The following is a 24,558-nucleotide window of genomic DNA, read 5'->3' on the forward strand; positions in this document are numbered from 1 at the left end:
CACCGGGACGGCCAAGGCCGCTGCAAGGTAAAACCAACGCGAATCGTTCATCGTTCGTTCTCTTTCTCCAGGCGCAAGGACACGCACGCAGCGTCCGGCCCGCATGAGCGCGCGCCATACCCACACCACCCGCACGCAGTGTTTCACGTCGGGAGCGCCACTCCAGATCTGGACAGTCGATGCCTCTCGCGCTGATGGACACCGACCTCGGCAACCTGTCGCAAGAAAATCTCCATCTTCCGTCACCTCCGGCCACGCAGGCAGAGAGATGGCAATTGTTGCGACACCCACCGCGCTGTAGACTCGTCGACGGCTCCCCATGGATTGTATCGACGCAAACACTGTCCTCAAATTCGTTCGAGGTGTGCTCTCCGAGCAGGAAGCAACACGAGTCGAAGGGCACATCGATCGATGTGCAGAATGCCGGCGCGCTCTGGTGGAGTTCGCGCGCTCGTCTCTGCTCGCGGACGAGGTCGGAACGGCTCCCACCACCGCTCCCCTCTGCACGCTGGACAGCCATCATGCACCGATACCGGCTGCACTCCTACCGCGCGGTACGCTCGTCGGACGTTATCTTCTCCTCGATTGCCTCGGCATGGGCGGGATGGGCGTGGTCCACGCGGCCTACGACCCCGAGCTCGACCGCAAAGTGGCGCTCAAGATCTTGCGTCCCGAGGTCATCGAGCAGCTCGGCGTCGAGGGCTCCAGGGTGCGCATCCTCCGGGAGGCTCAGGCCATGGCTCGCCTATCGCACCCGAACGTCATCACCGTTCATGACTGCGGCACGGTGGGCGAGCACGTATTCATCGCCATGGAGCTGCTCGACGGACAGACGCTCACCCAATGGATCCGCGAGCGCCCCCGCAAGACGCGCGAGGTGCTCAATCGCTTCGTGCTCGCAGGGCGTGGTCTCGCCGCGGCCCACGCGGCTGGACTGATTCACCGTGATTTCAAGCCCGACAACGTACTTTGTGGGCATGACGGACGCGTTTGCGTGACCGACTTTGGACTGGCGCGCGCCACGCTGGGTACGACCCCAGGTCACCAAGAGGAGAGGGACGAGGAAGTTTTCCCTGCTTTGGATGGCGTGCAACCCACGCGTCTGCTCGCCGCCAACCTGACGCGCAGCGGAGCATTGGTGGGAACACCGGCGTACATGGCGCCCGAACAAGTCGAGGGCGACTCGGTCGACGCACGCAGCGATCAGTTCAGCTTCTGCGTAGCGCTGTACGAGGCACTTTACGGCGAGCGCCCTTTCACGGGCGATACGTACAAGAGCCTGCTCGCGTCCATTTCGCGTGGCCTTCCACGCGCGGCCCCGAAGAGCCGGCGCATTCCGAAGCGCATTCACCAAGCCCTCTTGCGTGGGTTATCCGCGGAGCCAGCCGAGCGTTTTCCGTCGATGGACGAGCTGCTCTCGGCGCTCACCCACGATTCTCGCGCGCGCTCTCGCCGCATCGCGCTTTTTGCGGTTACGGCCCTGGCGCTCGGCACCAGCGTTTTCTTCGCGCTCAAGAAGCCGGCGGCGACGCCCCCCCGCTTGTGCCAGGGCGCTGAACAAGACCTCGCCGGTGTCTGGGATCAGGCACAAAAACAAGCGGTGCGAGACGCCCTCCTCGCCACGGGTGTGTCCTTTGCCAGCGACGCATGGCAGGGCGTGGAGCGCACGTTCGACGCCTATACATCGAAGTGGGTCGCGATGCACACGGACGCTTGCGAGGCGACACACATGCGCGGTGAGCAATCCGAGTCCCTGCTCGACCTGCGGATGCAGTGCTTGAAGGACCGGCTCCAGGAGGTCAAAGCGCTCACCACCGAGTTCCAGCGCGCGAACGCGAAGACGGTGGAGAAGGCCGTGGAGGCCGCGGGGAACGTGGCGCCCGTCGAGCTGTGTGCACGCACGGACCTGCTCACAATGCCTGTTCGGCCGCCCAGCGACCCGACGGCGCGCGCCAAGGTGGACGAGCTGCGCGGCCGTCTCGCCGAGGCCAAGGCGCTCACCCGCACAGGCCAGTACAAAGAGAGCCTTGCGCTCACCCGACAAATCACCGAAGAAGCGCGTCTGCTGGGATACCGACCCCTCGAGGCCGAGGCGCTTCTCGAACGCGGCATTCTCGAGCAGGACGTCGAGGTGAAGGCATCCGCGCAAACGTTGACCGAGGCCGCCCTGGCCGCGGAAGCAGGCCGACATGACCGGGTGGCTGCGCGTGCCCAGATGGAGCTGTTCTATGTCATCGGAGGCCAGCAAGCGCGTTTCGATGAGGCGATGGGCATCCATCGCGCCGCGCGGGCAGCGCTGGAGCGAATCGGTGGAGATAAGGCGTTCGAGACGGATCTGCTCATGTACGAAGGATATACCTTCAGGCAGCAGGGCGACATGATGCAGGCCGTTGACAGGTACAAGCGTGTCCTCGAGCTACGGCTCGAGTTGCTCGGACCAGACAACATCAACGTGGCCAGGGGGCATGCAGAGTTGGCCACGACGTATCTGAACCAGGGGATACGGTTCGATGAGGCCCACCTTGCCCTTCAACGGGCACTCGATATTTATATCAAGGACCTCGGCCCGACGCACCCCCGGACCGCAGGGATGCGGCGTCGGATCGCGGTAGCACTCTTTGGGAAGTGTCGATACGCGGAGGCCATCACATTACTTCAAAACGCGCTTCCGCTCATCGATCAGTCATACGGGCAATACAACCGCGATACTGCCCAAACCCTGTACGTCATCGGACTTGCACTCTTCGAGCAAGGAAAGGCAGAGGAGTCGATTTCTTACGTGAATCGTGCCCTGGACATCTGGCGGAAGACGCACGATGACCATAGCACAGCGATCGCGGACGCCACCGAGGTTCTTGGTCATGCGCACGTTTATACAGGCCAACTGGAAAAAGCGCGGGGATATTGCCAGAGGGCCCACTCGATCATGGAAGCGAAAATGGGTAAGGAGAGCGCTCGGCTGGCCTTGGCGACACTTTGTCTGGCCAAAGTCGATACAGAGGAGAAGCTGTATACGTCCGCGGCTGCTCGCTTCGAACGTTCCATCCAGCTGTATAAGAAAGCATCCGCGGTCGAATCTCAGAACGACGCCATCGTTCGCCTCGACTGGGGAGACATGCTGCTCCGCGCCGACAAGCCTTTGCAAGCGCTCCCGCATTTCCAGCGTGCGCTCGGCATTATGGAGAAAGTCGGTGGTCCTGGACACTCATCCCTTGCCGAGGTGCTCACTCCGATAGGGAAAGCCCTCCTCGCGCTGCACCGCCCCAAAGAGGCACTTGCGCCGCTCGAACGCGCGCTCGCTCTCTGCGAGGCGCCGACCTGGGAAGGTCGTCCCGAGGTTCTCGCCAGCGCGCGTTTTTTTCTTGCGCGGGCCTTGTGGGAGGGCAACGGCGATCGCGATCGCGCCCTCACGCTCGCGAACGCGGCGAAGGAGGCCTTCGCCCGCTCCACGAAAGCAAACATCCCCGAAGCTGCCGAGCTCAATCGATGGCTCGCGACGCGACCGAGGCATTGAAGTGGCTGGGATGATCGGAAGGGAGTCTGACCATGGCAGTCCGCAAAGTAGAACGATACGGGGAAACCCGTCTGTCAAGAGCTTCGCGGAGCTCGTCGCCGAGTGCCGCGAGACCTTCATGGTGGCCGAGCTGAAGGTCACGAGTCGAAGGGGCTACGAGTCGGTCCTCCGGAACACCTTGCTCCCGAGTTCGGCGAGCTCCCCCTGGACAAGGTCGATGGGAAGGCCGCTGCGGATCTGGACCTCGACCTGTCCCGGCAGAAATTGACCCGCTCGACGCGCAACAACACGCAGATCGTCCTCCGGCCGGTGCTCCGATTCGCCAAGAGCCGCGGATACGTGGAGGATCGGCCGGTGAACCTGCCGAAGCTCGAGCCCATCGGGCAGAGCATCCTCGAGATCCCCTCGGACGATCAGGTCCCATCGTGAGGAAGGGACCGCGGGAGGCGCACGTCGCTCTGAACGACCACGGCAAGCCGTGGGGCCAGTTCGGGATCGATCAGGCGTTCGAGCGCGTCTGCCGTCGGGCGGGCCTAAACGGGTGGTCGGTGTACTGTCTCCGACACCACGCGTTCACCTCGTGGCTCCGCGTAGGCATCCCTGTCCACGTTGTCCAGCGGATGGCAGGTCACAAGCACCTGGCGACCACCCAGAGGTACGTGCACTTCATCCACAGTGAGGCCACGGCGAGGCCATGAGGAGGCTGGGCAGTTTGCCCAAAAGATCGATGCTGGGGGTCACACAATTCTATTTGTGCCGCACGTTCCGCAGCCTCGCTCGCACGCTCCCGATGGTGGCGACCATAAGAAACCCTACATTCACCAGCTCTGAGCGCCCGCGACCTGCCGTGTCGTGACATTCACGCGGTTGAACATGTTGATGAGCCCGATGTAGAGGACGAGCTGGGCCAACGCTTGTTCGTCGAAGTGGCGGGCGGCCTCGTTCCAGACGTCGTCGGGGACGGCGTCGGCGCGGTCGGCGAGGCGGGTCTCGGCTTCGGCCAGCGCGAGTGCCGCGCGCTCGGCTTCCGTGAAATAGGGGGCATCCCGCCAGCCGGCGAGCACGAGTAGGCGATCGTCCGGCTCGGCCCCCTTCTTCTCCTGACGGGCATGCATGTCGAGGCACACGGCGCAGCCGTTGATCTGGCTGATGCGCGCGTGGACCAGGCCGAGTGTTCGCGGCGGTATCTTGCCGTTCTGCAGACTTTTCACGAGCGTCATGATGGGCTGCATCGCCTCCGGAACGAGCGTCGCCGGGTTCTTCAGTCGTGCTTGCATGACAAATCTCTCCTTCTGGTCACATCCGGGCCCGCTCGCCCGTCACTGATGTGACGAATCGCAGAACGAGGACGTGACGGTGACGAACGAAAAAAATCTCATCGGCCTTTTCGAGGAGAGCCGGTCGCATCTCCGCGCGGTGGCGTATCGCATGCTGGGATCGCGGAGCGAGGCCGATGACGCGGTTCAGGAGACGTGGCTTCGGCTGTCACGAGCAGAGACAAGCGAGGTCGAAAACCTTCGCGGTTGGCTTACGACCGTCGTCGCGCGGGTGTGTCTCGACATGTTGCGCTCGCGGAAGGCCCGGGCGGAAGATGGCGACGTCGTGCCGGAGGAGGCGACCTCGAATGCGGAGGATGAGGCCGTGCTGGCCGATTCGGTCAGCATCGCCTTGCTCGTGGTCCTCGAGACGCTCGAGCCCGTGGAGCGGCTCGCGTTCGTGCTTCACGATTTGTTCGGCGTGTCGTTCGAGCAGATCGCGCCGATCGTCGGACGTTCGGAGGTCGCCGCGAGGCAGCTCGCGAGCCGGGCGCGGCGGCGCGTGCGTGGCGCGCCCGAACGCGATGAGGCCGAGCTTGCGCGACAGCACGATATCGTCAAGGCGCTTCTTGGCGCGCTTCGAGCGGGCGACGTCGAGGCCGTCGTCGCCGTTCTCGATCCGAACGTCGTCGTCCACGGGGGCGGTGCGGGCGGTCGGGCGCGCGAGATCCGAAGCGTGCGAAACTTGGCCAGGTCGGCTATCGGGTTCGCGAGGACGGCGCATGCATTCGACACCGCCGAACCCGCGCTCGTCGACGGCACCGTCGGCGCAATCTACGCGCCCGGCGGCCGGCTGTCACGCGCGCTTCGGTTGACGTTCGGCGAGGGGGTCATCACGCGCATCGACGTCATCGACGACGAAGACGGGCTGAAAACGCTCGAGATCACGACACTCGGCTGACGCGGCTGTCGCGGACGTGATCTCGTCCGCCCCTCCCCCTCAAATCCGTTACGAGCCCTCTGCAAGATCTCCGAACCAGGCTCCGCTGACTGCCCACCCGATGGGACACCCCGGCGCGGCGAAACTCGCGCTCTCTCGTAGCGTTTCCGAACGTGTTGGTGCGGGCTGCCTCGATGTAGCCGACGAGCGGCTCAAGACCTGGGGTCAAGCACTCGCGGAGGAGCGGGTCTTGCGGAGATCCCGATCGCCAGGGAGCTCGCCCGGCTCCTCGCCCCCATCGTGAAGAAGGGACCGCGGGAGGCGCACGTCGCCCTGAACGACCACGGCAAGCCGTGGGGCCAGTTCGGGATCGACCAAGCGTTCGAGCACGTCTGCCGTCGGGCGGGCCTAAGCGGGTGGTCGGTGTACTGTATCCGACACGACGCGATCACCTCGTGGCTCTGCGCTTGCAGCCCTGTCCACGTTGTCCAGCGGATGGCAGGTCACAAGCACCTGGCGACCACCCAGAAGTACGTGCACTTCCCTGGCAGTCTGACGGGCGCTCAACCTCGCGGTGTGTAACCACGCGGAATCAAACAATAAACGCCTGGATCCGCCTTCGAGATTCGAACGCGAGACCTACGATGTACGAAACCCTTTCCCGCGGTCTCGAGGGCCCCTCGCGAAGTCACGAGAACGACTGCAAAATGAGCGTCGTTCCGGGCACTCTCGCGCATGCGAGGGGGTTCTTGGAGGTGGACAGGAGAGACAGGATGAGACAGGGCGGGAACGAGTTCGTGGTAACGCTCTGGTAACGGGGGGGGGGCGCGCCCGGTGTCACGGCTGCACGATGGACTGCTCGAACGCGGCCGTGTCGCTCTCGTGCTGCCACTGGATTCGCGCCTTGTCGTTCGCCCCGAGGAAGGCCTCGCACCCGGCGGACGGAGTCATCCACGGGACGTCGGCCGCGCATTCATCATCGCGCGTGGTGAAGTCGTCGCGCGTCTTCCAGAGGCTCTTGCCCGCGCGCACGTACTCGTCGGTGATCTCGATCCGAAGGATGCCCTGGTCGTCGGTCGACGGCGCCACGGGCACGTTCTTCAGCACGTCGCGCGTGCGAATGAGAGGGCCCACGCGTGCTCGCCCGGAACGTCCATGCTTTCGCGCTCGACGCAGCGGTCGTAGCATCGGTCCTTGGCATCGAAAGTGACGAGAGGACGCGTTCGCTCATCGCTGCGGCTCCGCCCGCAGCCCGGCTTGGACCCAAAAGGGCGTCGTACGAAGGATGGGCAGCACGCGCCCGTCGAGGCGACGGCGGCGGCTGCTGCGATGTCGATCCGCTCGCATCCCCCTTCCCACGCGGACGCCTCCAGTGCGCCCGTGATGGGCGCTCCCAAGCAAGAACGCGCTCTCCGAGGCCGGCCGCGTCTGGGCGAACGCGGGTTCGTCGGCCGAGGCGCCGATCTCGCCCGCGTCGGGCAGCTCATCGCCGAAGGGGCGCCGCTCGTCACGCTCACCGGCACCGCGGGGATCGGCAAGACCGCGCTCGCGGCGCGTCTGGCTGCCATGCTCGAGGACCCCTCGCAGGACGAGCCGCTGCGGGTCGGCTTCTGCGACCTCGAAGGTGCGCGCGGGGCCGCCGGAATCCGTGCCGCCGTCGCGCGCGCGATCGGCGTGCCCGACCCCGAAGGGGCTTTCGAGCACGAATGGATGGAGCGGATGGTCCGCTCGCTTGCGGCGTTCGGGCCTGCGCTCCTGGTGCTCGACCATTTCGAGCACGTCGTCGAGCACGCGGACGCGACGGTGGGCGCGTGGCTCGCGTGCGTCCCCGAGCTCCAGCTCCTGGTGACGAGCCGCGAGCGACTGCGCATCCCGGGTGAGGTCGTGCACGACCTCGCCCCGCTGTCGCTGCCCGAGCGGAACGACCTCGCCGGCAGCGAAGCAGTCGAGTTATGGATCGCACGCGTCCGCGAGGTCTACCCTTCGTACGACCCGACGCCGGCCGACGCGCCCGTCGTGGTGCGCCTCGTGCGTGAGCTCGACGGACTACCGCTCGCCATCGAGCTCGCGGCCGCGCGCTTCGGCACGCTCACGCCGGCCGAGCTGCTCGAGCGTCTCGAGCGGCGCATCGACGTCCTCGGGCGACGCGGCAAGGCTGGCGGCCGCCAGTCGACCCTGCGCGACGCGATCGACTGGTCGTGGGGGCTCCTTCCGCCCTGGGAGCAGGAAGCCTTCGCGCAGTGCGCGGTCTTCCACGGCCGCATCAGCGTCGACGCCGCCGAAGCGGTACTCGATCCAGGCGGGGATGACGCGCTCGAGGCCCTTCAGGGGCTGCGCGACAAGTCGCTCCTGAGTCATGCGCGGTACGACGACCACAAATGCGAGACGGGGCTCACGATGTACCTGAGCGTACGCAAGTACGCCGAGGAGAAGCTCGCGGCATCGGAGGGACGGACCGCGGTGTTCGAACGCCACACGCGCTACTTCCTCGCGTACGCCGAGCGCTGTGCCGCGCTCACGCGCATCGACCCGAGCGCCGCCGCGCGGCGGCTGCTCGTCGAGCGCGAGAACCTGCTCGCGGTCGTGCGCCGAGGCCTCTCGTCGAGCTCTCCGAAGGATGTGGAGGCTGCGCTCCGGATCCTCGTGGCGCTGGAGGAGCCGCGCTGGCACGACGGTTCCCCTTCTGCGCACCTCCTCTGGCTGGACGAAGCGCTCGCACACCCCTCGGTGGCCGAGGTGGATCCACGCGTCCGCGGCCATGCGCTGATCGCCCGCGGGCGCGTGGCCTGGCGCGTCGCGAGGCTCGACGTGAGCGAGCGCGATTTCGACGAGGCGGTGGCGCTCGCCGTGCGCGCGAAGGATGCGTCGCTCGAGTCGTTGGCTCGGCGCTTCCTTGCGCTCGTCCTGCTCCTGCGCGGGCGCTTCGACGAGAGCCGCGGCGCCGCCGACCACGCGCTACGCCTTGCGATCGACGTCGGCGACCGCCGCCTCGAGGGCCTCGCGTACGCGATGCTCGGATTCGTCGCCCGCCTGCGCGGAGAGCAGCCGCGCGCGCGGCGACGGGTCGAGCAGGCACTCGAACGCTTCCGCGACGTGGGCGAAGCCCCCTTCGAGCTGAGCATGCGTCTCGAGCTCATGTACGTGCACCTCGATGCCGGGGAGCTCGAAGCCGCGCGTGCGTACGCCGAGCAGGCGCTCGCCCACTCCCAAGCGCTCGGCCTTGCGCCGCCCCCGCGCTTGCTGCTCGGCTTGGGGCACGCCGCGCTCGAGGCGGGCGATCCGAGCGAGGCATCGCTTCGATACCGCGATGCCCGGGACGTGGCTCGCGCCGCCGGCGAGCACACGCTGGAGGTGGCCGCGATAGCGTGCGGAGCGGTCACGCTCTTCGAGCAGGGGCGCCCTCTCGAGGCGCGGCTCGAGCTGCGCGAAGCGCTCCCGCGGGTGCGCACGCTCGGCCGCCATGTCTACTCGGGGCTCGTCACGGTCGTCTCGAGCGTGCTCGAGGCCGCGGTCGGCCACATCGACGAGGCGCGCGAGCTGCTCGCGGCAGCCGAGCGCGATCTCGACGCCGGTGCCGATACGCACCTGCCAGCGCTCGAGATCTGCAAAGGCTTCCTCGATCTGGCCGAGGCCCAACGTGCTCGAACGAACGGCGACGGCGGGGCCGCCGCCGAGCTCGAAGGCGGCGCCCAGCGACGGCTCGGCGCCGTGCTCGCGACCGCGAACGGCGCGGGCTCTCGGTGGGTCACCGAGTTGCGCGTCCTTGCGCGCCTCCTCGGCAGCGCGCTCGCGACACACGCCTCCCCGGCCCCCGCGGCGCCCCGCGTGCTGCGGCTCGATGCCACCGGCCGCTGGTTCGAGCCGCCGAGCGGTCCACGCGTCGCGTGTGCAAACCGGCCGGTGATGCGGCGCCTCCTCGTCGCGCTCGCGCAGGCCCACCTCGCCGCGCCGGCTCGCCCGTTCTCGTTCGAGGAGCTGATCGAGATCGGCTGGCCCGGCGAGCGGATCCTGGCGGACGCCGCACGCAACCGCCTCCACGTCATGCTGACCCGCATGCGCGATCTTGGGCTGCGCGAGGTCCTTCTCGGGAACGACCTCGGCTACTTCTTCTCCCCCGATCTCTCGATCGATTTCTGCTGAACCGCCTCGGAAGCACGATTCTCGGGAGGCACGCGGCTCGGATGTAAGCGGCATGTAAGCGCCCGTGACCGCACGGTGGAAGCGAGCTCGCGCTCGCCGAACCCAGGAGGACCATGAAGACACGCTCGGGCCTCGTCGCCCTCATCGCGCTGGCGTCCGCCGCTGGCTGCATGATCAACACCCCTCCCAGCCTGCGCGGAGGCGCGTTCGCCCAGTTTCGCGCGCGCTCTCCCCTCGCGAACGACGAACACATCGTCTTCGCCCCGTCCGAGAACGCGTCCATCCTCGGCCGTGTCCTGCTCGCGCCTTACGTCACGACCCGGCCGCTCGCCGACCAGCTCGCGCCCAACCCGTGCGCGGACGCTCTCGTCGACGTCGAGCCGCGGCCGGTCCCAGGTGACGTCATCGAAGACGCGGAGCTCCTCTCCCCGGACGCCGCGCGCGCGGCCGGAGCTCCGGGCGCGTCGCACGTCCACTACCACTTCGACGTGCGCGCGCGCGTCGAGAAGGCCGCGACGAAGGCCTACACGGAGTGTTGTCAGAGGGCCTCGTGCGGCGTTGGCTATGTTCGCTCGGCGACGCTCGGCGAAGGGGAAATCGCGCTCGCGAAGCCGACCGCGCCCGGCGGCAATGCGGACGTCGCGTTCGACGAGGGCCCCCATCCGCTCGAGCTCACACACATCGACCGGCGCCATGTACGCGGGTTTGTCGCGTTCGCGCTCGGCGGACAGGACGCGGCGCCTCCTCTCGCGGCCGAGGCGGAACCCGAGTCCCCGGGAAGGGCGACGTACGATGCGGAGCGCATCGAGGTCCGCGAGTCGAGCGAGAATCGAGACCAGTTCGAGCTCTGCACGAAAAAGAGCTGCATCACGGAGAACGAGTTCGTGCGCCGTTACGCGAGGCGAACTGGCTCCCACGAGCTCGACGATTACGTGCGCGATCGTGCGCCGCAGATGCGCGCGACCGGCGTGGTCCTCGGGAGCCTCGGCGTCCTGGCTGCTGCGGTGGGTGTGGTGATCCTCGCCACCGACAATCCCGCGGTGCCCGATCGACGCATACCCGCCGTCGGAGGGGTCATGCTGGGCATCTCGGTCCCGTCGCTGGCGGCGGGGATCGGGCTCCTCGGCGCGCCCTACGACGGATGGAAGTACGACCACTACCTCACGAAGAGCGAGGCGAGGCGCTTCGTGGAGCGGTACAACCGCGCGCTGCGGAGCGAGGGTGCAGCGCGCGGCGCATCGAACCACGAATGACGCCGCGCACGATGCAATCGTGTCCCCTCAAGGTGATAGAAACGTGAGCGAGTATGCGTAATCGGTGCACTCGTTCACGCCGGGCTGATCGACGTAGACCAGATAGCTCGTCAGCGTGCTCCCGCCTGCGGTGCATTCGAGGTGCATCAGCACGTCAGCGCCCTGGTTGCAGCAGGCTTCCATGCCGTCCAGCGAGTAGTATTGCCCGTCCTGGCACTCGAGGATGTCCGGGATCTCCTTGGCGGCGCAGCGCGGGATGATGCAAAACCACGTCGTGGGTTTGGTCGCATAGGCCTTGAGCCACGGCTTGGCTGGGCCGGCGCAGACGTCAATCCCGTTCGGGTACGAGTAAATGTCGATGTCGGTCTCGCCATCGAGCACGCCGGCGCGTGTGTCTTCCGTGACCGGGCTGCAGCTTATGTCGGCCGCAATCTTGGTCGCCGTGTCTTTGGTATCGTTCGGCTCGGGGTTCAGGTCGTCGTTGCAGACGGGCCCCCCGCCCGAACCCCCCGAACCCCCCGCGCCCGAACCTCCCGCGCCTCCCGCGCCCGCACCTCCCGCGCCGGAGCCGCCCGCGCCACCGGTGCCGGAGGACGACGACGAGCCGCCTCCGCCGCCGCCGGCCCCATTGCCTTCGCACGTCCCCACCTTGGCCTCATCGCCGCTCGTGGGCGCGCCGAACGTCGACACCTCGGCGGCCATCGCGAGGCTCGTGGTGCCGAGCGCGAGGTCCGCCGTGAACTTGGGGATCTCGAACGTCTTCGTGCCGACGAAGGGCACCTCGATCTCGATGCTCGGCTGGATGATGAGCGACCCGCCGCGCACGACGTCGCCTTGGTAGGCCACGTCGGTCCCGTCGATCGCGGCGCAGGTGCCGGTGAAGCCGATCTCGACGAAGCTACCTTCCTCGACCTCGAGGACGAGCGAGCCCGGGATGCTTCCGGGCAGCGGGATCTTGGGCAGTCGCACCGGTGGGATCAGCGCCTGCGTCGTGATGCCCGTCCCGATCGAGAACGGGTCGAAAGCCGTGCTCCCTTCAAAGGTGATCTCGACGTTCTCGAGGCCGGGGATCGGGCCGTCGTAGGAAGGCAGATTGTCGATATCGACCTTGAGCGTGCCCACCATCGAAAAACCACCGGACAGCGCGACCTTGCCGCTGCCCGGCATGCCCGTGAGCTTGGGCTCACTCTTCGATCCGCTTGGCGCCGCCTTGGCGTCCACCGTCGCCGCGCCCTTTGCGGAGAGGTCGAACGACGCCTGCACGGGCGAGCCGCTCGGCTGCAGACCCGTGGAGTATGCGAATCCGGGGAGGAGGTCGGCTTCTCCGTGCAGGGGCAACGCGACGACCTCCGACACAGCCGACGCGGGGTCGTCGTCGCCGCCACAGGCGCCGATCAAAGCGAGGAAACTGCCGGCGACGAGGAATAAGCTCTTGCGGACCGTCATGTCTGTCTCCGTTGGGTTGAAGGGGCGGAGCGCGCGTCGGCGACGGTGGATACCCGCAGCCGATGTTGCTCGCGATCCGGTCGGCTCAGACCTGACCCGAAGGCGGCTGCGAAGGAACTTACATGCGGCTTACATCGCCATCGTTGAGCATGAGGGATGGGAGTTGCTCCACGGAATCAACCTCAATGCTGCCCCCTCTTTTACGAGGTTCCACATTGTGGCCATGCCCGAACTTCGTGAAGCCGCTATTCGACGATGCACCGAGCTCCGGCTCTGCTCCGGAAACGGGACGGAGAAAAACCCATCACCCGATCCCGGGGCGCGCCCTGTCTTTCGACACACGTCCGGGACTGCGAGGACACGTCTCATGACTCAGTTCGGAAGAACAGCAGGAGCTCGAGAAGTCGTTCCCTCGGCATCCCGACGCGGAGCTCGAACTCCCAGTCTTCCAGAGCCTGATCGGTCTCCCGCAATGCCGATCTGATGATGGCCAGATCGTCGACGGACATCAGAACGCGAACCGAGTCAGGACCGAGTCGCTCGATCTTTCTATTCATGATCACTGAAATAGTTGATCCGCCAAGGGACGAGAAGGGCGTCGCGAGGTGGCAGGGCGCGCCGCCCCTACCGGGTCCGGGCATCCGGAGCCGCGGCAAACGGCTTCGCGAGGTTCGGCGAGACGTGGGGCGGAGGCGTCGGGGCAGGCGTGTGCGAGGGCGCGAAGCTCGCCGCGCGCGGGGTCGAAGGTGTCGAGGCGGCGGGTGCAGACGCGGAGCACCTCCTGCAGATGTCCTCGCGGTCGGCCTCGACGTGGGTCCAGCGGCGGAGCCAGCGCAGAATGTCCGGGCGGAGGGCGAGGAGCTGCGGGAGGAGTTCGTCCGGGCGAACGGTGGGGGGAGAGGGACACGGGAGCGGCATGCTCATACCCAGGGTCTGCGCAGGCGGGGGTGGAAAGGGTTCACAGAGAGGGAGAAATAAAGCCTCCGTGAAATTCTTCACCGATCCGATGCGCGGGCAACATGGGGGATAGCGAGAAGTTTGGAGCCTTGCCCTCGTCGTGTATCTTTGGCAGCCCTCTCACGGAACAGGTCATCATGAAGTGTTCTTCCCTCATGCTCCTCGTGCTCCTGCTGGGGGCTTGCGGCGGTTTCCTCCCGCACCCCCAACAGCCCTATCGGTTCACCGCCGCATCGGCAGACGGCGACCCAGCGGACGTCGTGGCCCGCCACCTGGCGAGCGAGGGGTACTCGCCTGCCAACGTGGACAAAGAGGTCGGGCTCGTGCAGACCCAGTGGCAAGACACGGGCTTGGGGTACGGCTTCGTGCAGGACACACCGGCCACGCTCGTCCGGCGTTTCACAGTTACCATCGCCCGTACCGCGAATGGGAACGACATCTTGCTTCGAGCCGACCTCCAACGCTGCCCGAAGGGCAGATTCACCATCGACAGCACCGGTGTCCGTGGTCCATGCGTGGCTGCGGAAGAGCACTACGAACAGAATCAGCAGGAGCTCGACGGGCTCGGCGCTCGCCTACGAACTGCCTTGAACGGCAAATAGCGAAACGTACAAGCTTCATCGCGGCCCGGGAGATGGCGTGAGGACCGGAGCTACGATCGTGGGCAACGGTGGCAGCACGATAGGTCCCGTCGGAACCGGGATGTTCCCCTGGATCACCAAGCCGTTGGGCCCCGTGATGACGAACCGTATCGGCTCGACCGCAGAGGGGGGCGTCGAGGTTGGTGGAGCCGACGGTGGAGGCGGCGACTTCGAAGCCGGCGTCGCCTCGGGCTTCACGACCGGCGGTGGCTGCGTCGCAGCCGGCACGATCACCGGCTCCGGCACGGGACGCACGACTGGCTCCACCGACGGCGCCAGCTCCGGCGTCACCTCCTCCGCCTCCGGCCGGAGCTCGAACGGCGCAGCCGGCAACCCGATGACGGACACCCCGAGCCCCATCCGCAGGGCCTCCATCGACGCGGCCCGCGGAGGCGTGAGCACGTAGACGCTGACTGCGGTGAACGTGGCGCCGACGAGCGAAAGAAGGGTGAGCCGGGCAGGAGTCATCTTCGGGGCGGCGATCGTATCAGATCCGCACCGCAAAGGTTTGTCAGCGTCCACCTGACAAACCGTTACGTTCGGGACGTCGACTTGAGCAGGACCGGAATCCGGAGCGACGAGCGAGCCAGCCAGCCATGACCTGTCCCAAAGCGGAGAGGCCCGATCTCCCCGAGATCGGGTCTCTCACCAAACCAGAATCAGCGCAGCGCTGACTTCAGGGCATGATGACGAGGGTCTCGGACTCTTCCTCGCCGCCGAAGCGGGCGGTGATTGTGACCGTTCCCTCGTCGATCGCGGTCACGAGGCCGTCAGCGGAAACGGTAGCGGTCGCTGGGTCGCTCGAGATCCACTCGACACGGGCGTGCCTGGACATATCCCCGTCCGACGTCCCGTCGGAATACGTCACCTTCAGCGTGTACTGAAGCGTCTCGCCCTTCTTCATCGAGCTCGTGTCGGGGGTGAGATCGAGGTCCGAGACCGTCTTGTTGTCCAGCTCGATGTCGTCCGCGTTGTCATCGCCGCAACCGACAGCGGCAACCATCGACATCGCTGAGAACGCCATGGCGAAGAGCATGCAATACGATTTCATTTTCTTTGCTCCTGGGGGGTTACCCACCCTTTGATGTCCGGCGGTTCGCCATACACGTCGTGTGCCGACGTCGAAGCGGCATTTTTCCGCCCACGGATGTGCAACTTGTGCCCGGAAATTACGACACGAAAATCTTTCATGGTATTCCTTGCAGCAAGCGCCTCTTATGACGGATCCCAACGATCTCGCATATAATGGCAAAGATTCGTTTGTCAGCGTGCACCTGACAAAAACGGTTACGTTCTGGACGTCGACTCGAGCAGGAACGTCACGAGGATCCCGAGCAGATTGAATGGTACCCCTGGCACTTGCGCCTTCCGCGGCGGCTCCGTAGTCCCGACCCAAGCCCGGAGATGCCTCGCGCTGAGCTCGGGCACGACGCGGACGAGCTGCGCCGCGTGGGCAAGCGCGTCGATGTCCGCGCTCGCGTAGGAGTACACCCACAGCGCGCCCTCGCGCGTGACGACGGGCCGATCGACGGAGCCGGCCCGATCGAGCTTCCACCCCGTCGCCATACGCAACACGCGCGCCGTCGAGCAAAAAGCCTTCCCCTTGCCATGATGCGTGCGTGCCATCTGCCAGCAGATACGCGCTCGCCCGCACCCCCCGAGGTAAAGCCCTCGCACCCGCTGGCACCCGGCCGAATACCCGATGAGCGCAAGCCGCGACACCTCGCGCACCCCCGCCCGCTGGTGCGCGAACTCCAAGAGCTCCCCCATCATCGGCCCCTTCGCGACGCCATCCGCCACGATGCACGGCCGCGGCCCGAACGCCGCGCGAAGCTTCGGATCGAGGTTGACCCCGATCAGAAACGCCAAAACGAGCGGCCTCGGATGCCCTTCGCCGGCCTGCACGAGCCGAAGCGCCACGGCTACCTCCGCATGGTGATTCCGAGAGCCACCTGACCGAGGCCCGTGCTTTCACCGTTGGCGAGCTCGTGAAACTCGATGTCCTCGCCGTAAAAAAACCGGAGGATCGTCACGTAATCATATCCCTGGGCGGCCAACCAGTGCGCACAATGCTGCCCCAGACAGCCGCGGGTCCCAGGGTGAGAGCGCAATGACAAACTCGTCGGAATGACGTCACGCCCTCGCCGCCCGGCGTTGTAGGTCACCCATCGCTCGGTCTCGTCGGATCTGGACCATGCGACCCATCCGGATTCCAATACGCCCCCGCGACATGATTTGCGAGGATCATTCGCCCCTGGTAACGCAACACGATGCCCCGCGTCCGCGTCGCTGCCTTGACGTAGCCCTCGCCGGAATACCGCGAGAACACTTGAAACTGCGGCCCGCTCGGGATCGATGTCGTGCGTCCCAGCGTCGGCCGGTCGCGCATCGCCCGGAGCACGAACGTTCGTGCGGCGATGGCGAGAGCGGCTTTCGCCTTCGGATGCGCGTGCAAATGCTCACCCGCGACTATCCGCGGCACGTATTCGAGCTCGAGCGAGAGCCACCCCGCGGTCGTGAGGATCCGCTCGGGCGCCTCGGTATGCTCCTCCCCGATTGGAATGCTCATTTCTTCAATCCATGCCGAACCACGAAGATCCTGCAATCCGTTACCGGTGACGTGCCCGGATGCAACCAGACCCGCGCCGTCGCGCGCCCCGCACCACTCCAGAAGCGAACAGCCCATCGTTCGACGGGACTCGGGTACTTCGCCATCGCCACGACCTGCCGCTTCTGCACGAGGGGCCCCACGATCACCACGGGCAGACTGACGAGCAACCGTTCCTTTCCGAACACGACGTCGCGAAGCGTGAGCGTGGCGGAGACCTGCCATTGCGGGGGAGGCTCGTCCCCCACCAACAGCGGCGGATCCATGATCACGATGCAATGTGTCGATGCGCCTCCCCCGCTGCCGTCGTCGAACCTCCCTCGCCTCCCGAGAAGACGTTCACCGACGTCATCACCGAGTACCGCGCGACCTTCATGATCACCGATCTGAAGGTCACGACCCGGCGAGGCTACGAGTCGGTCCTCGAGAGCACCCTGCTCCCGAGGTTCGGCCCGCAGCCGATCTCGAGGGTTGATGGCGCCGCCGCGGCCGCCCTCGATCTCGACATGTCGAAGCGGGAGCTCGCCCGAGCCACCCGCAACAACACGCAGATCGTCCTCCGGTCCGTGCTCCGGTTCGCCAAGAGCCGCGGCTACGTGGCGGATCGACCGGCGAACCTGCCGAAGCTCAAGCCGTTTGACGAGGGCATCCTGGAGATCCCCTCCGACGAGCAGATCACCAAGCTGCTCAGGACCGCCAACGAGCTCCATCGCCGCGCCTTCGCGCTCATGGTGTTCGCCGGGCTACGCCCGAACGAACTTCGTGCTCTACGTCGCAAGGACATGAAGCTGCGGCGGGAAGGGGGCGCCGCGATGGGAGGCGTCCTCGGCATCCGGGAGGGCCGGTCCCACGGCGAGGTGCACACGCCGAAGACCGGGCAGCGAGAGATCCCGATCGCCCCGCAGCTCGCGCCCCTACTCGCTCTCGTCGAGGAGGGGCCGCGAGACGGATACGTCGCTCTGAACAAGCGAGGTAAGCCGTGGGGCCAGTACGGACTCGACCAGGCGTTCAAGCGGGTCGGGCGGCGTGCCGGGCTTGAGGAGTGGTCGGTGTACTGTCTAGAGCAATACGCCTCACGTTCACTTCCACTTGATTTTACCGACACTTGGCTCGTCGGGGTCGTGCCTCCCCGATAGTTTTCCGACAGATTCCCGCCGCCCGCCGATCCCTCGCCGGCCGGGACGAGCAGGCAGGCAGGCAGGGGTGGGAAGACCTCGCCGGCGTTGCCCCGGAGCGCTTCACCTTCGCGGATGTAGACCAAGGTCGAGTTGAAGTTCTGGTGTCCCGCGCGCTGCATGATGACGTGCGGCGTGTCCCCACGCATGGCCATCCACGTGATCCCCGTAGCGCGGAGATCGTGAAACGTCATGCGCTTGTGGAGCTCGTCGGCGATGTACAGGTCCGGGCGATCGAGTCCGGCCGTCTGCATCGCCGCGCGGAAGCGCCGCGCCATGTGCTCGCCATAGACCGGAATTACCCGGCCGCTCTCGTCACGTTCGGCGTACAGCACGCGAAGCAGGGGAAGTAGATTCGGCTCGATTCGGAAGGCCCGCGGGCGCCTGGTCTTTGTCCCCTTCTCCTGTTTCCGAGCGCGATCGAAGCTGCGGCGGACATAGATGACGCCCTCCTGTAGGTTAACGTCGGTCCACCGCAGACGAAGGATCTCCGATATGCGGGAGTAGAGGTATATGGCAAGCGTCGCCAGCCGGCGCATTTCGAGCGGTACGTTTTCGCACGACACGAGTTGCAGGAACTCGCTCGGAAAAAGGTACACCTTGGATCGTTGATTGCCCCGGTCAGGACCCACGACGCCCTGCGCTGGGTTGTCCTTGCGGACGCGCAGCGCGAGGTTTTTCGCCGACGATGCGTCCCTGAATAGCTTGTGCACCGCAAGCCATAGCTTTTTCGCGCTGCGCCACGAATACTCGCCTTGGACGATCTTCTTGTCGAGGACCTGAACCAGTCTTTCCAAATCCTCGCGCGTGATCGTCGCGATTGGCTTCTCTCCGATGGTCGGCACGACGTGCAGCGTAAAGGCCGAGCGGTCGCTCTTGATGCTGGTATATCCTCGCTCCTCGCGGTCCCTTATCCACCGCTCGAAATACGCGGCGAACGTCTCTCCCTTTGGAATGGGCGCGCCCTTGCTCCGCTCGCGCGCCTGCTGGTCGAGCCGTTCGCGCGCCTTGTCGGGGTTGTCCGTGTAGAACTTCGCGGTCTCGCGGGCGCGAGCTTCGGACATGCCCGGGGGGAGGTGGATCCGCACGTAGCGGCCGTCCAGAAGGACGCGCGCCACGTAATGGTCGCCTTCAAGCAATATGTTACCCGTGCGACGGCGGCCCATATTACAGGACCTCCGCGCTTAGGTTGGATGGAAAAACGCTGGATCTCGCCCACGTGGGCGCTATGGTGCCCATAGGTCAAACCTCGGTGCTATCGGGGTCTTGGCCGAGGGTCTCCGTGCATGTTGGCTTCATGCATGGAGGCCCGCTTTTTGTACTGCCCTACCAGCCGACCACACCCCCCGGCGGGCGTCAAGGGCCGGCCTCGGCCGCTCGGTTGGCTCGCGGCGGCGCGCAGCGGGCCCGGGAAGCGATCGGCGAGGGACAAGCGGCCCCGGCGTCGCACGTCGTACGCTGCGCCCGTCCTCGCGCCCGTGGGGGGACGTGGCAGAGCTGCGCCGGTCGGCCTCGGCGCGGGGGACCTCGGCGAGCTCGCGGGGGCTCTCGAGGTCCGCCTCGTGCTCGCGTTCGGCCTCGGCCTCGGCGCGCCCGTGCGATCGGCTCGCGGCGGCGCGTAGGCGCCTCGTGCTCGCGCCCGCGTCGCGGTAGCGCCCGAACCCTGCTTCGCTCCCCTCGCCGATCTTCTCGCGCCCGCTGCGCGCCCGCGTCGGGGTGCTCTCGAGCTCGGTTCGCTCGGGCGATCGGCTCGCGCGTGGTGGGGGGCGCGCTCGCGCCCTTCGTCCGGGCGCGCCTCGGCGCGTGCATGTCCGCCCGGCGCAGCGGCGGCGCGGCGGCACGGGGTCATGCTCTCGAGGTCCGCCTCGTGCTGGTCCTCGGCGGGCGCCTCGGCGGGCGCACGCTTGCCCGTGCGGCTCGATCGGCTCGCGGCGGCGCGATGCTCCGCGCAGCGTGGCCCGTTCGGAAGCGCGGCGAGCTCGCGGCCGTCCTCGGCCTCGATGTCTCGACTGGCGAAGGGCGGATCGGTCCGTTCGGGCGGCGCGCATCGAGGCGCCGCTCGTGTATGGTTCGTCATGGCATATCAGCGGCGGCGCTCGCGTGCGCCTCGCCGCTCCCTTTCGAGTCCTTCAATCCCAGCGCGCCCGCCCCCCACGGGCGCGCACGATGGCCGAGGACGCGCGAGCACGAGGCCGATCGATGTCTCGACGGCCCGGACCTCGCGCGAGGCGCCTCGGCGGAATCAGCGGCGGCGCGGGCTCCGTTGCGTGTTTGGGCCCTGCTTCGGCTCCCGTCCCATCGCGCGCTCGTGAGCCTCGGCAGGTGACAACGCGTTCACGTCTACCGCCGCGAGGTCGCGCGCCTGGGGAGGCGGGCGGGGAGCTCGGGGCCGCGCGCCTTCCTGCGCTTCGATGAACGCGTGAGCCTCATCCCGCAGGACAAGGATCGTCTTCCCGTCGGGTGCCTTGAAGCTCCGGAGCTTGCCTTGCCCCGTGAGCCGCTCGAACGCCCTTTCACCCCAGGGGAAGGTTTTTCGGTCGTAGTACCGCAGGCCCTCGTCGCCTGTGGCGTGCTTCGCCGTCTCCTCGCGAAAGGCCGCGAGAAGTGCAGCGGCGAAGGGCCGGAAAGCTTCTACCAGGGGGTCAACCGGCGCCATGATCGGCCCCCCCTTGCTCCGCGCTCGCCTGTAGCTGCTGGCGAACCTGGGCGAGCGTCCCGACGCGCACGGGAAGGCCCCCCGTCACACGTGCCAGGGTTTGACGGCTGATGTTGAGGCGTTCGAGGGCCGCCCGTTCGCCGATGGCAGACACGAGAGCGCCGAGGGCTTGGCGCACGTCATCCGGCGGGGTGACACCCTGCGCCCGGGGAATCTTGGAGCGTTGCGCTTGGTGCATGCAAGGCGTTCTAGTCATTCCTGCGGCCCCGCCTATGCACAATGCGCCCGTGTGCATTCGAGACCCGCGGCCAGGAATGCCCAAAGAGGCTTTGTGGAATTGCAGCGTACACACGATGCCCAAACCTGGTTTGGGCATTCTCGGGACGAGCTAGGGGACCGGATCGGTCCGCGGTTGACCGGCCTGGGCCTTGGCCCGCAGGCGCTCCGCATTCTCAGCAAGTTCCCTTTCGCGGTTGCCCTGCATTGTATCGATCGTGCGGATCACGTTTTTGGTTGATAGCTGGTATCCGAGCGCGCCGCACTCCGAAATAAAGTATCCGGCGACCCGCTCAACGGTAATGTTTTCTTGGAGCAACTCAACCATGCGCTCGATCGCGACACGGCGGAATCGCTGGTCGATGCTCTCCAGGTCCTCTTTCAGATTCAGCGCGAGGGCGCGAACCTGCTCGATCGTCTCGCGCTGCAATGGCTCGCCGTGGCCGGGGACGATCTTCTTTTTTCGACCGCCCTTCTTGTCGAGGTCTCGCCACCCCGGGGCAAGATGCCCAAAGCCGTGGAGACGGCTTAGCTCCTCCCGCGCATCGCGGATGGCGTCCAGTACGGCATAGACGAAAAGATCCTTTTGGGGAGGCGTGCTTTTCCATTCCAGGGATTCTGCTGCGTGCTCGAGTCTTAGCCATGCAGCGTGGTTATTCTCCTTGATGGCAAACATGAGGTGAGAAAGGATGCGCTGAGCCAGCACGACCCGCCGTATCGTGTGGATATGGCGTCGGTGCCTGATTTGTGGGTCGTTCGTCGCCTTTGGAGTCATGCCAAGGCGTGCAAGTGCCTCGCTCTCGCTCGCCGTTGGTACGTAGGAGAGCCGGATCAAGTTGGGCCCGAAGAACGTCAGCACTTCGCGCAGAATGCGCAGGGTTTCCTCGATTCGAGCGGTAAAGGCGTCTTCCTGGGTGACCGGCGCTTGCTCGTGCGTTGCGCCCGCTTTCGATTCGATATGCGCATCGGCCGGCGCATCGTGCGGCGCGCTCGCATTCGGCTCGACGCTCGCCACGGCGGGCGCATCGGGCGGGTTGCGCGTGCTCGCCTGTCTCGCGCTCTTCTTCGCGGCGGCGCTCTTCTTCGCCGCGCTCTTCTTCGCGGCGGCGCTCTTCTTCGCGGCGCTCTTCTTCGCGGCGCTCGCGGCCTCGCGCGTCGCATCGCCCTTGCCCTGCTTCCTCGTGCTCGCCTTCCCCTTGGCCATGTGCGGGATCGTGCGTCCCGTCCTCGAGATCCCCAAGTTTTCGGCGAGGGGGCCGAGGTCCGGCCGGGCGTGGCTCCTCGCGGCCGAGGCCGGGCGCCTGCGATCGGTGGACGTGCACGAGCTCGCGGCGCGGCTCGCCGAGGACGAGCGTGCTCCGCGCCGCCCTCGATGCTCGCCTGGCCAAGGGACCGCGGACCATGGGCGCAGCGGGCCGAGGACGAGCGCCGGCTCGACGAGGACGAGCGCCGGCTCGACGTGCACAAGCTCGCGGCGCGAGCCTCGCCGATCGGCTCGCGCCGAGGCCGAGGAGGATCGCGGGGTGCGTCTCGACGTGCGACGCCGCGCGGCGCGTCCTCGGTGCGCCCGCTTGCCTTCCGGCAGAGGGGACAAGATTCCGACGGCTCGCCGGTTCGGACCTCGGCGGAGCAATCGCGCGGTACCCCTCGCCAATCGAGCGGTATGCATCGACGGGTATCCCCTCCGATTGCATAGCATTAACGCTCGATTGCATCGCGGTGCGCGTGCACGAAATGGGCTTGCGTGCTCCGTGCGCGTCGTGGATAGTATTGGCCAGCTATGCGAAACCTCGACAGATTGAACGATAGGCAGCGCGTTCTGCTCGTCGCGGGCGCGGCGGACCTTCACCCGATCACCGCAGGGCACGTGCTCGGCGGAAAACCCGTCTCGAGGAAGACGCGGATCGCTCTCGAGCGGGCCCGCGCGAACCTGGACGCGATCCGGGAAGAGCTCGGCGCGGCGCTCGATCGGCTCGCGGCAAATGACACTGCGAGCACGGCCGGCGCAGCGTCCTCGGCCTCGATGTCGGGCGGCGCGGCGGCGCTCGCCTGAACGAACGCGAGGCGCGAGCGTCCTCGGCCTCGATGCCGGGCGGCGCTCGCGGCCTCGCAATCATAATGCCAGGGGGGACGCGTCGAAAGGAGGGCGACGCGAGCGGGAAAGGTGCGCGCTGGAATTGCGTACCAAGAAAAACGGCCGCCCCGGGAGCACACCGGACGGCCGCGAATGGTCGAGAGAACATGAAGCTAGCAGAATCAGAGCTCGAATGCAATGGGCAGCGCGAGGACGAGCATTCCCTCGATGCTCTCGAGGTCCGGACGGCCGACGCTGGGGAGCTTTCGCGCGAGGCCGACGCGGGCGCGCCGATCGGGACGGCCGAGGCTCGCGGCGAGCCGTGCGAGGCCGGGGCGCGCGAGGAGGGGGGCGCGCCGAGCGGGAAGGCCGAGGACACCACGCGCCACCCGAACGAGGCGCCCCCCAAGCCAAACGAGGCGCGCGGGCGCGGAGCGCGCAGACCGCAGCACAAGCCCGACCGGGGGCGGCGCGGGCGCGGTCGTCGGCACGACGTCCCCCCACCGTTGGAACCTCACGAAGCCGAGGCCGAGGCCGTAGCGGCAGAAGGGCGCGGCGAGCTAGGCACGATGACCCCTGAATTGACGATCGGAAGCCACGCGGAGCTGGCAAAAGCGCTGCTCGCAATGCTCATGCCCGTGGGGCCCGAGCCGCTCTTCGATGAAGGCACGATCCACTGCTATGTGGACACGCGCGGCACATGGGAAAGTGTAACGCAGGAACGAGCGAGCCGTGAGCTACAGCGGCTCGACGGCACGGAATACGGAAAGAATGAAACGCTGCGCCTTCGGGCGTCCGACGTGACCGGGGCGATCAAGCTCGCGCAGGATCGCGTTGCCCGTCCGGGCTGGTTCGTCAATCGCGATCCGGACGGCCGGCCGTATGGGCCCGATCCCCCTCGCGGCATTGCATTTTCCGATGGGTTCGTGCTTGTCGGTGTCAACGAATGCCGCCTCGTTCGTCACGATCCAGCGCACCGCGCCCGTCATGGTTACGCCTTCCCGTACCAGGCCGAGGCGCACGCGTCGAAATGGCTCGCCTTTCTGGCCGACATTTGGCGGGACGATGAGGATCGGGAGGCGAAGATCCGATTTCTACAAGAATTCATGGGCGCGTGTCTGCTCGGCCTCGCGACCCAGTTTCGGACCGCGCTTTTCCTGCTGGGGGACGGAAAGAACGGGAAAAGCACGCTGCTTCGGATCATCGAAGCGATGATGCCGCCGCGCTCGATCTCGACCGTCGCGCCGCACCTCTGGGGCCATGAGTATTACCGGGCCAACCTTGCGGGCAAGCGGCTGAACGTCGTCGCAGAGTTGCCAGAGCGGGAGCTGGTGTCGAGTGAGGCATTTAAGGCGATCATCGCTGGTGACCCTATCGCTGCACGTCACCCGACGTGCCGACCGTTCACCTTGAACCCTGCCGCGGGGCATATCTTCGCGGCGAACACATTGCCGCCCGTCAACGATATGACCGATGGGTTTTGGGATCGCGTGGTCCTCGTCGAATTCAACCGGCGTTTTCAAGCGGACGAGGCGATTCCAGACTTTCACCGGGGGATCATCGAGGCTGAGTTGCCTGGCATCGTGTCGTGGGCCATCGAGGGAGCGCGCCGTCTGCTCGCG

The 24,558-nt window shown here is 66.6% G+C and carries 25 protein-coding genes; 11 read left to right on the forward strand and 14 right to left on the reverse strand.

Going from position 1 to position 24,558, the window contains the following annotated elements:
* Positions 1–319: 319 nt before the first annotated feature.
* The 3 genes from KEG57_RS44920 to KEG57_RS56310 all read left to right on the forward strand — a co-directional run bounded on the left by KEG57_RS44920 (position 320) and on the right by KEG57_RS56310 (position 4,212).
* The gene (locus KEG57_RS44920; RefSeq protein ID WP_272459671.1) at positions 320–3,514 is read left to right on the forward strand and encodes a serine/threonine-protein kinase; all 3,195 of its coding nucleotides are present in this window, start codon (positions 320–322) and stop codon (positions 3,512–3,514) included.
* 264 nt (positions 3,515–3,778) lie between these two features.
* Positions 3,779–3,943 carry a hypothetical protein gene (locus tag KEG57_RS44925; RefSeq protein ID WP_272424841.1) on the forward strand — a complete coding sequence of 55 codons (165 nt, stop codon included), beginning with the start codon at positions 3,779–3,781 and terminating at the stop codon, positions 3,941–3,943.
* Positions 3,940–4,212: a tyrosine-type recombinase/integrase gene (locus KEG57_RS56310; protein ID WP_372518212.1), complete on the forward strand. Its 273-nt coding sequence runs from the start codon at positions 3,940–3,942 to the stop codon at positions 4,210–4,212. The genes KEG57_RS44925 and KEG57_RS56310 overlap by 4 nt, the downstream gene beginning before the upstream one ends.
* A 120-nt stretch (positions 4,213–4,332) precedes the next feature.
* Here the strand turns inward: KEG57_RS56310 and KEG57_RS44930 are convergent, their stop codons facing one another.
* Positions 4,333–4,791, reverse strand: a complete 459-nt coding sequence (locus tag KEG57_RS44930) for a carboxymuconolactone decarboxylase family protein (protein WP_272424840.1) — start codon at positions 4,789–4,791, stop codon at positions 4,333–4,335.
* A gap of 79 nt (positions 4,792–4,870) precedes the next feature.
* Between KEG57_RS44930 and KEG57_RS44935 the strand changes: the two genes are divergently transcribed.
* Together KEG57_RS44935 and KEG57_RS56315 are read left to right on the forward strand one after the other, a co-directional pair.
* The gene (locus KEG57_RS44935) at positions 4,871–5,731 is read left to right on the forward strand and encodes a sigma-70 family RNA polymerase sigma factor (RefSeq protein WP_272424838.1); all 861 of its coding nucleotides are present in this window, start codon (positions 4,871–4,873) and stop codon (positions 5,729–5,731) included.
* Between the two features lie 243 nt (positions 5,732–5,974).
* Positions 5,975–6,292: a tyrosine-type recombinase/integrase gene (locus KEG57_RS56315; protein ID WP_372518277.1), complete on the forward strand. Its 318-nt coding sequence runs from the start codon at positions 5,975–5,977 to the stop codon at positions 6,290–6,292.
* A 255-nt stretch (positions 6,293–6,547) separates the two neighbouring features.
* Here KEG57_RS56315 and KEG57_RS44940 read toward each other — a convergent pair whose 3' ends face one another.
* A complete protein-coding gene (locus KEG57_RS44940) occupies positions 6,548–6,844 on the reverse strand; it encodes a hypothetical protein (protein WP_272424836.1) in 297 nt (98 codons plus the stop codon).
* Positions 6,845–7,093: 249 nt separating this feature from the next.
* Here KEG57_RS44940 and KEG57_RS44945 point away from each other — a divergent pair, with 249 nt between their 5' ends.
* Both KEG57_RS44945 and KEG57_RS44950 read left to right on the forward strand, forming a co-directional pair.
* The gene (locus KEG57_RS44945; protein WP_272424834.1) at positions 7,094–9,850 is read left to right on the forward strand and encodes an ATP-binding protein; all 2,757 of its coding nucleotides are present in this window, start codon (positions 7,094–7,096) and stop codon (positions 9,848–9,850) included.
* 113 nt (positions 9,851–9,963) lie between these two features.
* Positions 9,964–11,103, forward strand: coding sequence for a hypothetical protein (locus KEG57_RS44950; RefSeq protein ID WP_272424832.1), 1,140 nt, complete (start codon positions 9,964–9,966; stop codon positions 11,101–11,103).
* Positions 11,104–11,130: 27 nt separating this feature from the next.
* Here KEG57_RS44950 and KEG57_RS44955 read toward each other — a convergent pair whose 3' ends face one another.
* A complete protein-coding gene (locus tag KEG57_RS44955; RefSeq protein ID WP_272424829.1) occupies positions 11,131–12,549 on the reverse strand; it encodes a hypothetical protein in 1,419 nt (472 codons plus the stop codon).
* A 365-nt stretch (positions 12,550–12,914) separates the two neighbouring features.
* Positions 12,915–13,106 (reverse strand): hypothetical protein, encoded by a 192-nt coding sequence (locus KEG57_RS44960; protein ID WP_272424827.1) that lies wholly within the window; start codon positions 13,104–13,106, stop codon positions 12,915–12,917.
* Positions 13,107–13,643: 537 nt separating this feature from the next.
* Here KEG57_RS44960 and KEG57_RS44965 point away from each other — a divergent pair.
* Positions 13,644–14,108: a hypothetical protein gene (locus tag KEG57_RS44965; RefSeq protein WP_272424825.1), complete on the forward strand. Its 465-nt coding sequence runs from the start codon at positions 13,644–13,646 to the stop codon at positions 14,106–14,108.
* Positions 14,109–14,123: 15 nt separating this feature from the next.
* Here KEG57_RS44965 and KEG57_RS44970 read toward each other — a convergent pair whose 3' ends face one another.
* The 7 genes from KEG57_RS44970 to KEG57_RS45000 form a co-directional block, all read right to left on the reverse strand.
* Positions 14,124–14,615, reverse strand: coding sequence for a hypothetical protein (locus KEG57_RS44970; RefSeq protein ID WP_272424823.1), 492 nt, complete (start codon positions 14,613–14,615; stop codon positions 14,124–14,126).
* 208 nt (positions 14,616–14,823) lie between these two features.
* A complete protein-coding gene (locus KEG57_RS44975; protein ID WP_272424821.1) occupies positions 14,824–15,183 on the reverse strand; it encodes an Ig-like domain-containing protein in 360 nt (119 codons plus the stop codon).
* Positions 15,184–15,434: 251 nt separating this feature from the next.
* Positions 15,435–16,067 carry a hypothetical protein gene (locus KEG57_RS44980; protein WP_272424820.1) on the reverse strand — a complete coding sequence of 211 codons (633 nt, stop codon included), beginning with the start codon at positions 16,065–16,067 and terminating at the stop codon, positions 15,435–15,437.
* 241 nt (positions 16,068–16,308) lie between these two features.
* Complete coding sequence (locus tag KEG57_RS44985) at positions 16,309–16,716, reverse strand: SpoIID/LytB domain-containing protein (protein ID WP_272424818.1); 408 nt, start codon at positions 16,714–16,716, stop codon at positions 16,309–16,311.
* Complete coding sequence (locus KEG57_RS44990) at positions 16,713–17,021, reverse strand: hypothetical protein (protein WP_272424816.1); 309 nt, start codon at positions 17,019–17,021, stop codon at positions 16,713–16,715. Before KEG57_RS44990 ends, KEG57_RS44985 begins: the two co-directional genes overlap by 4 nt.
* Positions 17,022–17,023: 2 nt before the next feature.
* On the reverse strand, positions 17,024–17,152 hold the full coding sequence (locus tag KEG57_RS44995) for a hypothetical protein (protein WP_272459672.1): 129 nt from the start codon (positions 17,150–17,152) through the stop codon (positions 17,024–17,026).
* Positions 17,153–17,347: 195 nt separating this feature from the next.
* Positions 17,348–19,048, reverse strand: a complete 1,701-nt coding sequence (locus tag KEG57_RS45000; RefSeq protein ID WP_272459673.1) for a tyrosine-type recombinase/integrase — start codon at positions 19,046–19,048, stop codon at positions 17,348–17,350.
* A gap of 360 nt (positions 19,049–19,408) precedes the next feature.
* Here KEG57_RS45000 and KEG57_RS45005 point away from each other — a divergent pair, with 360 nt between their 5' ends.
* Complete coding sequence (locus tag KEG57_RS45005; protein WP_272459674.1) at positions 19,409–19,552, forward strand: hypothetical protein; 144 nt, start codon at positions 19,409–19,411, stop codon at positions 19,550–19,552.
* A gap of 620 nt (positions 19,553–20,172) precedes the next feature.
* Here KEG57_RS45005 and KEG57_RS45010 read toward each other — a convergent pair.
* Together KEG57_RS45010 and KEG57_RS45015 are read right to left on the reverse strand one after the other, a co-directional pair.
* On the reverse strand, positions 20,173–20,586 hold the full coding sequence (locus KEG57_RS45010) for a hypothetical protein (RefSeq protein WP_272459675.1): 414 nt from the start codon (positions 20,584–20,586) through the stop codon (positions 20,173–20,175).
* 388 nt (positions 20,587–20,974) lie between these two features.
* Entirely contained in the window at positions 20,975–22,066 is a 1,092-nt protein-coding gene (locus tag KEG57_RS45015; RefSeq protein WP_272459676.1) for a hypothetical protein, read from the reverse strand.
* A gap of 576 nt (positions 22,067–22,642) precedes the next feature.
* Between KEG57_RS45015 and KEG57_RS45020 the strand changes: the two genes are divergently transcribed.
* Positions 22,643–22,915 (forward strand): hypothetical protein, encoded by a 273-nt coding sequence (locus tag KEG57_RS45020; RefSeq protein WP_272459677.1) that lies wholly within the window; start codon positions 22,643–22,645, stop codon positions 22,913–22,915.
* Between the two features lie 203 nt (positions 22,916–23,118).
* Here KEG57_RS45020 and KEG57_RS45025 read toward each other — a convergent pair whose 3' ends face one another.
* Complete coding sequence (locus KEG57_RS45025) at positions 23,119–23,427, reverse strand: hypothetical protein (RefSeq protein ID WP_272459678.1); 309 nt, start codon at positions 23,425–23,427, stop codon at positions 23,119–23,121.
* A 78-nt stretch (positions 23,428–23,505) separates the two neighbouring features.
* Here KEG57_RS45025 and KEG57_RS45030 point away from each other — a divergent pair.
* On the forward strand, positions 23,506–24,558 hold a 1,053-nt coding region (locus tag KEG57_RS45030), incomplete at its 3' end, for a DNA primase family protein (RefSeq protein WP_272459679.1).

Source organism: Polyangium jinanense (assembly GCF_028435365.1).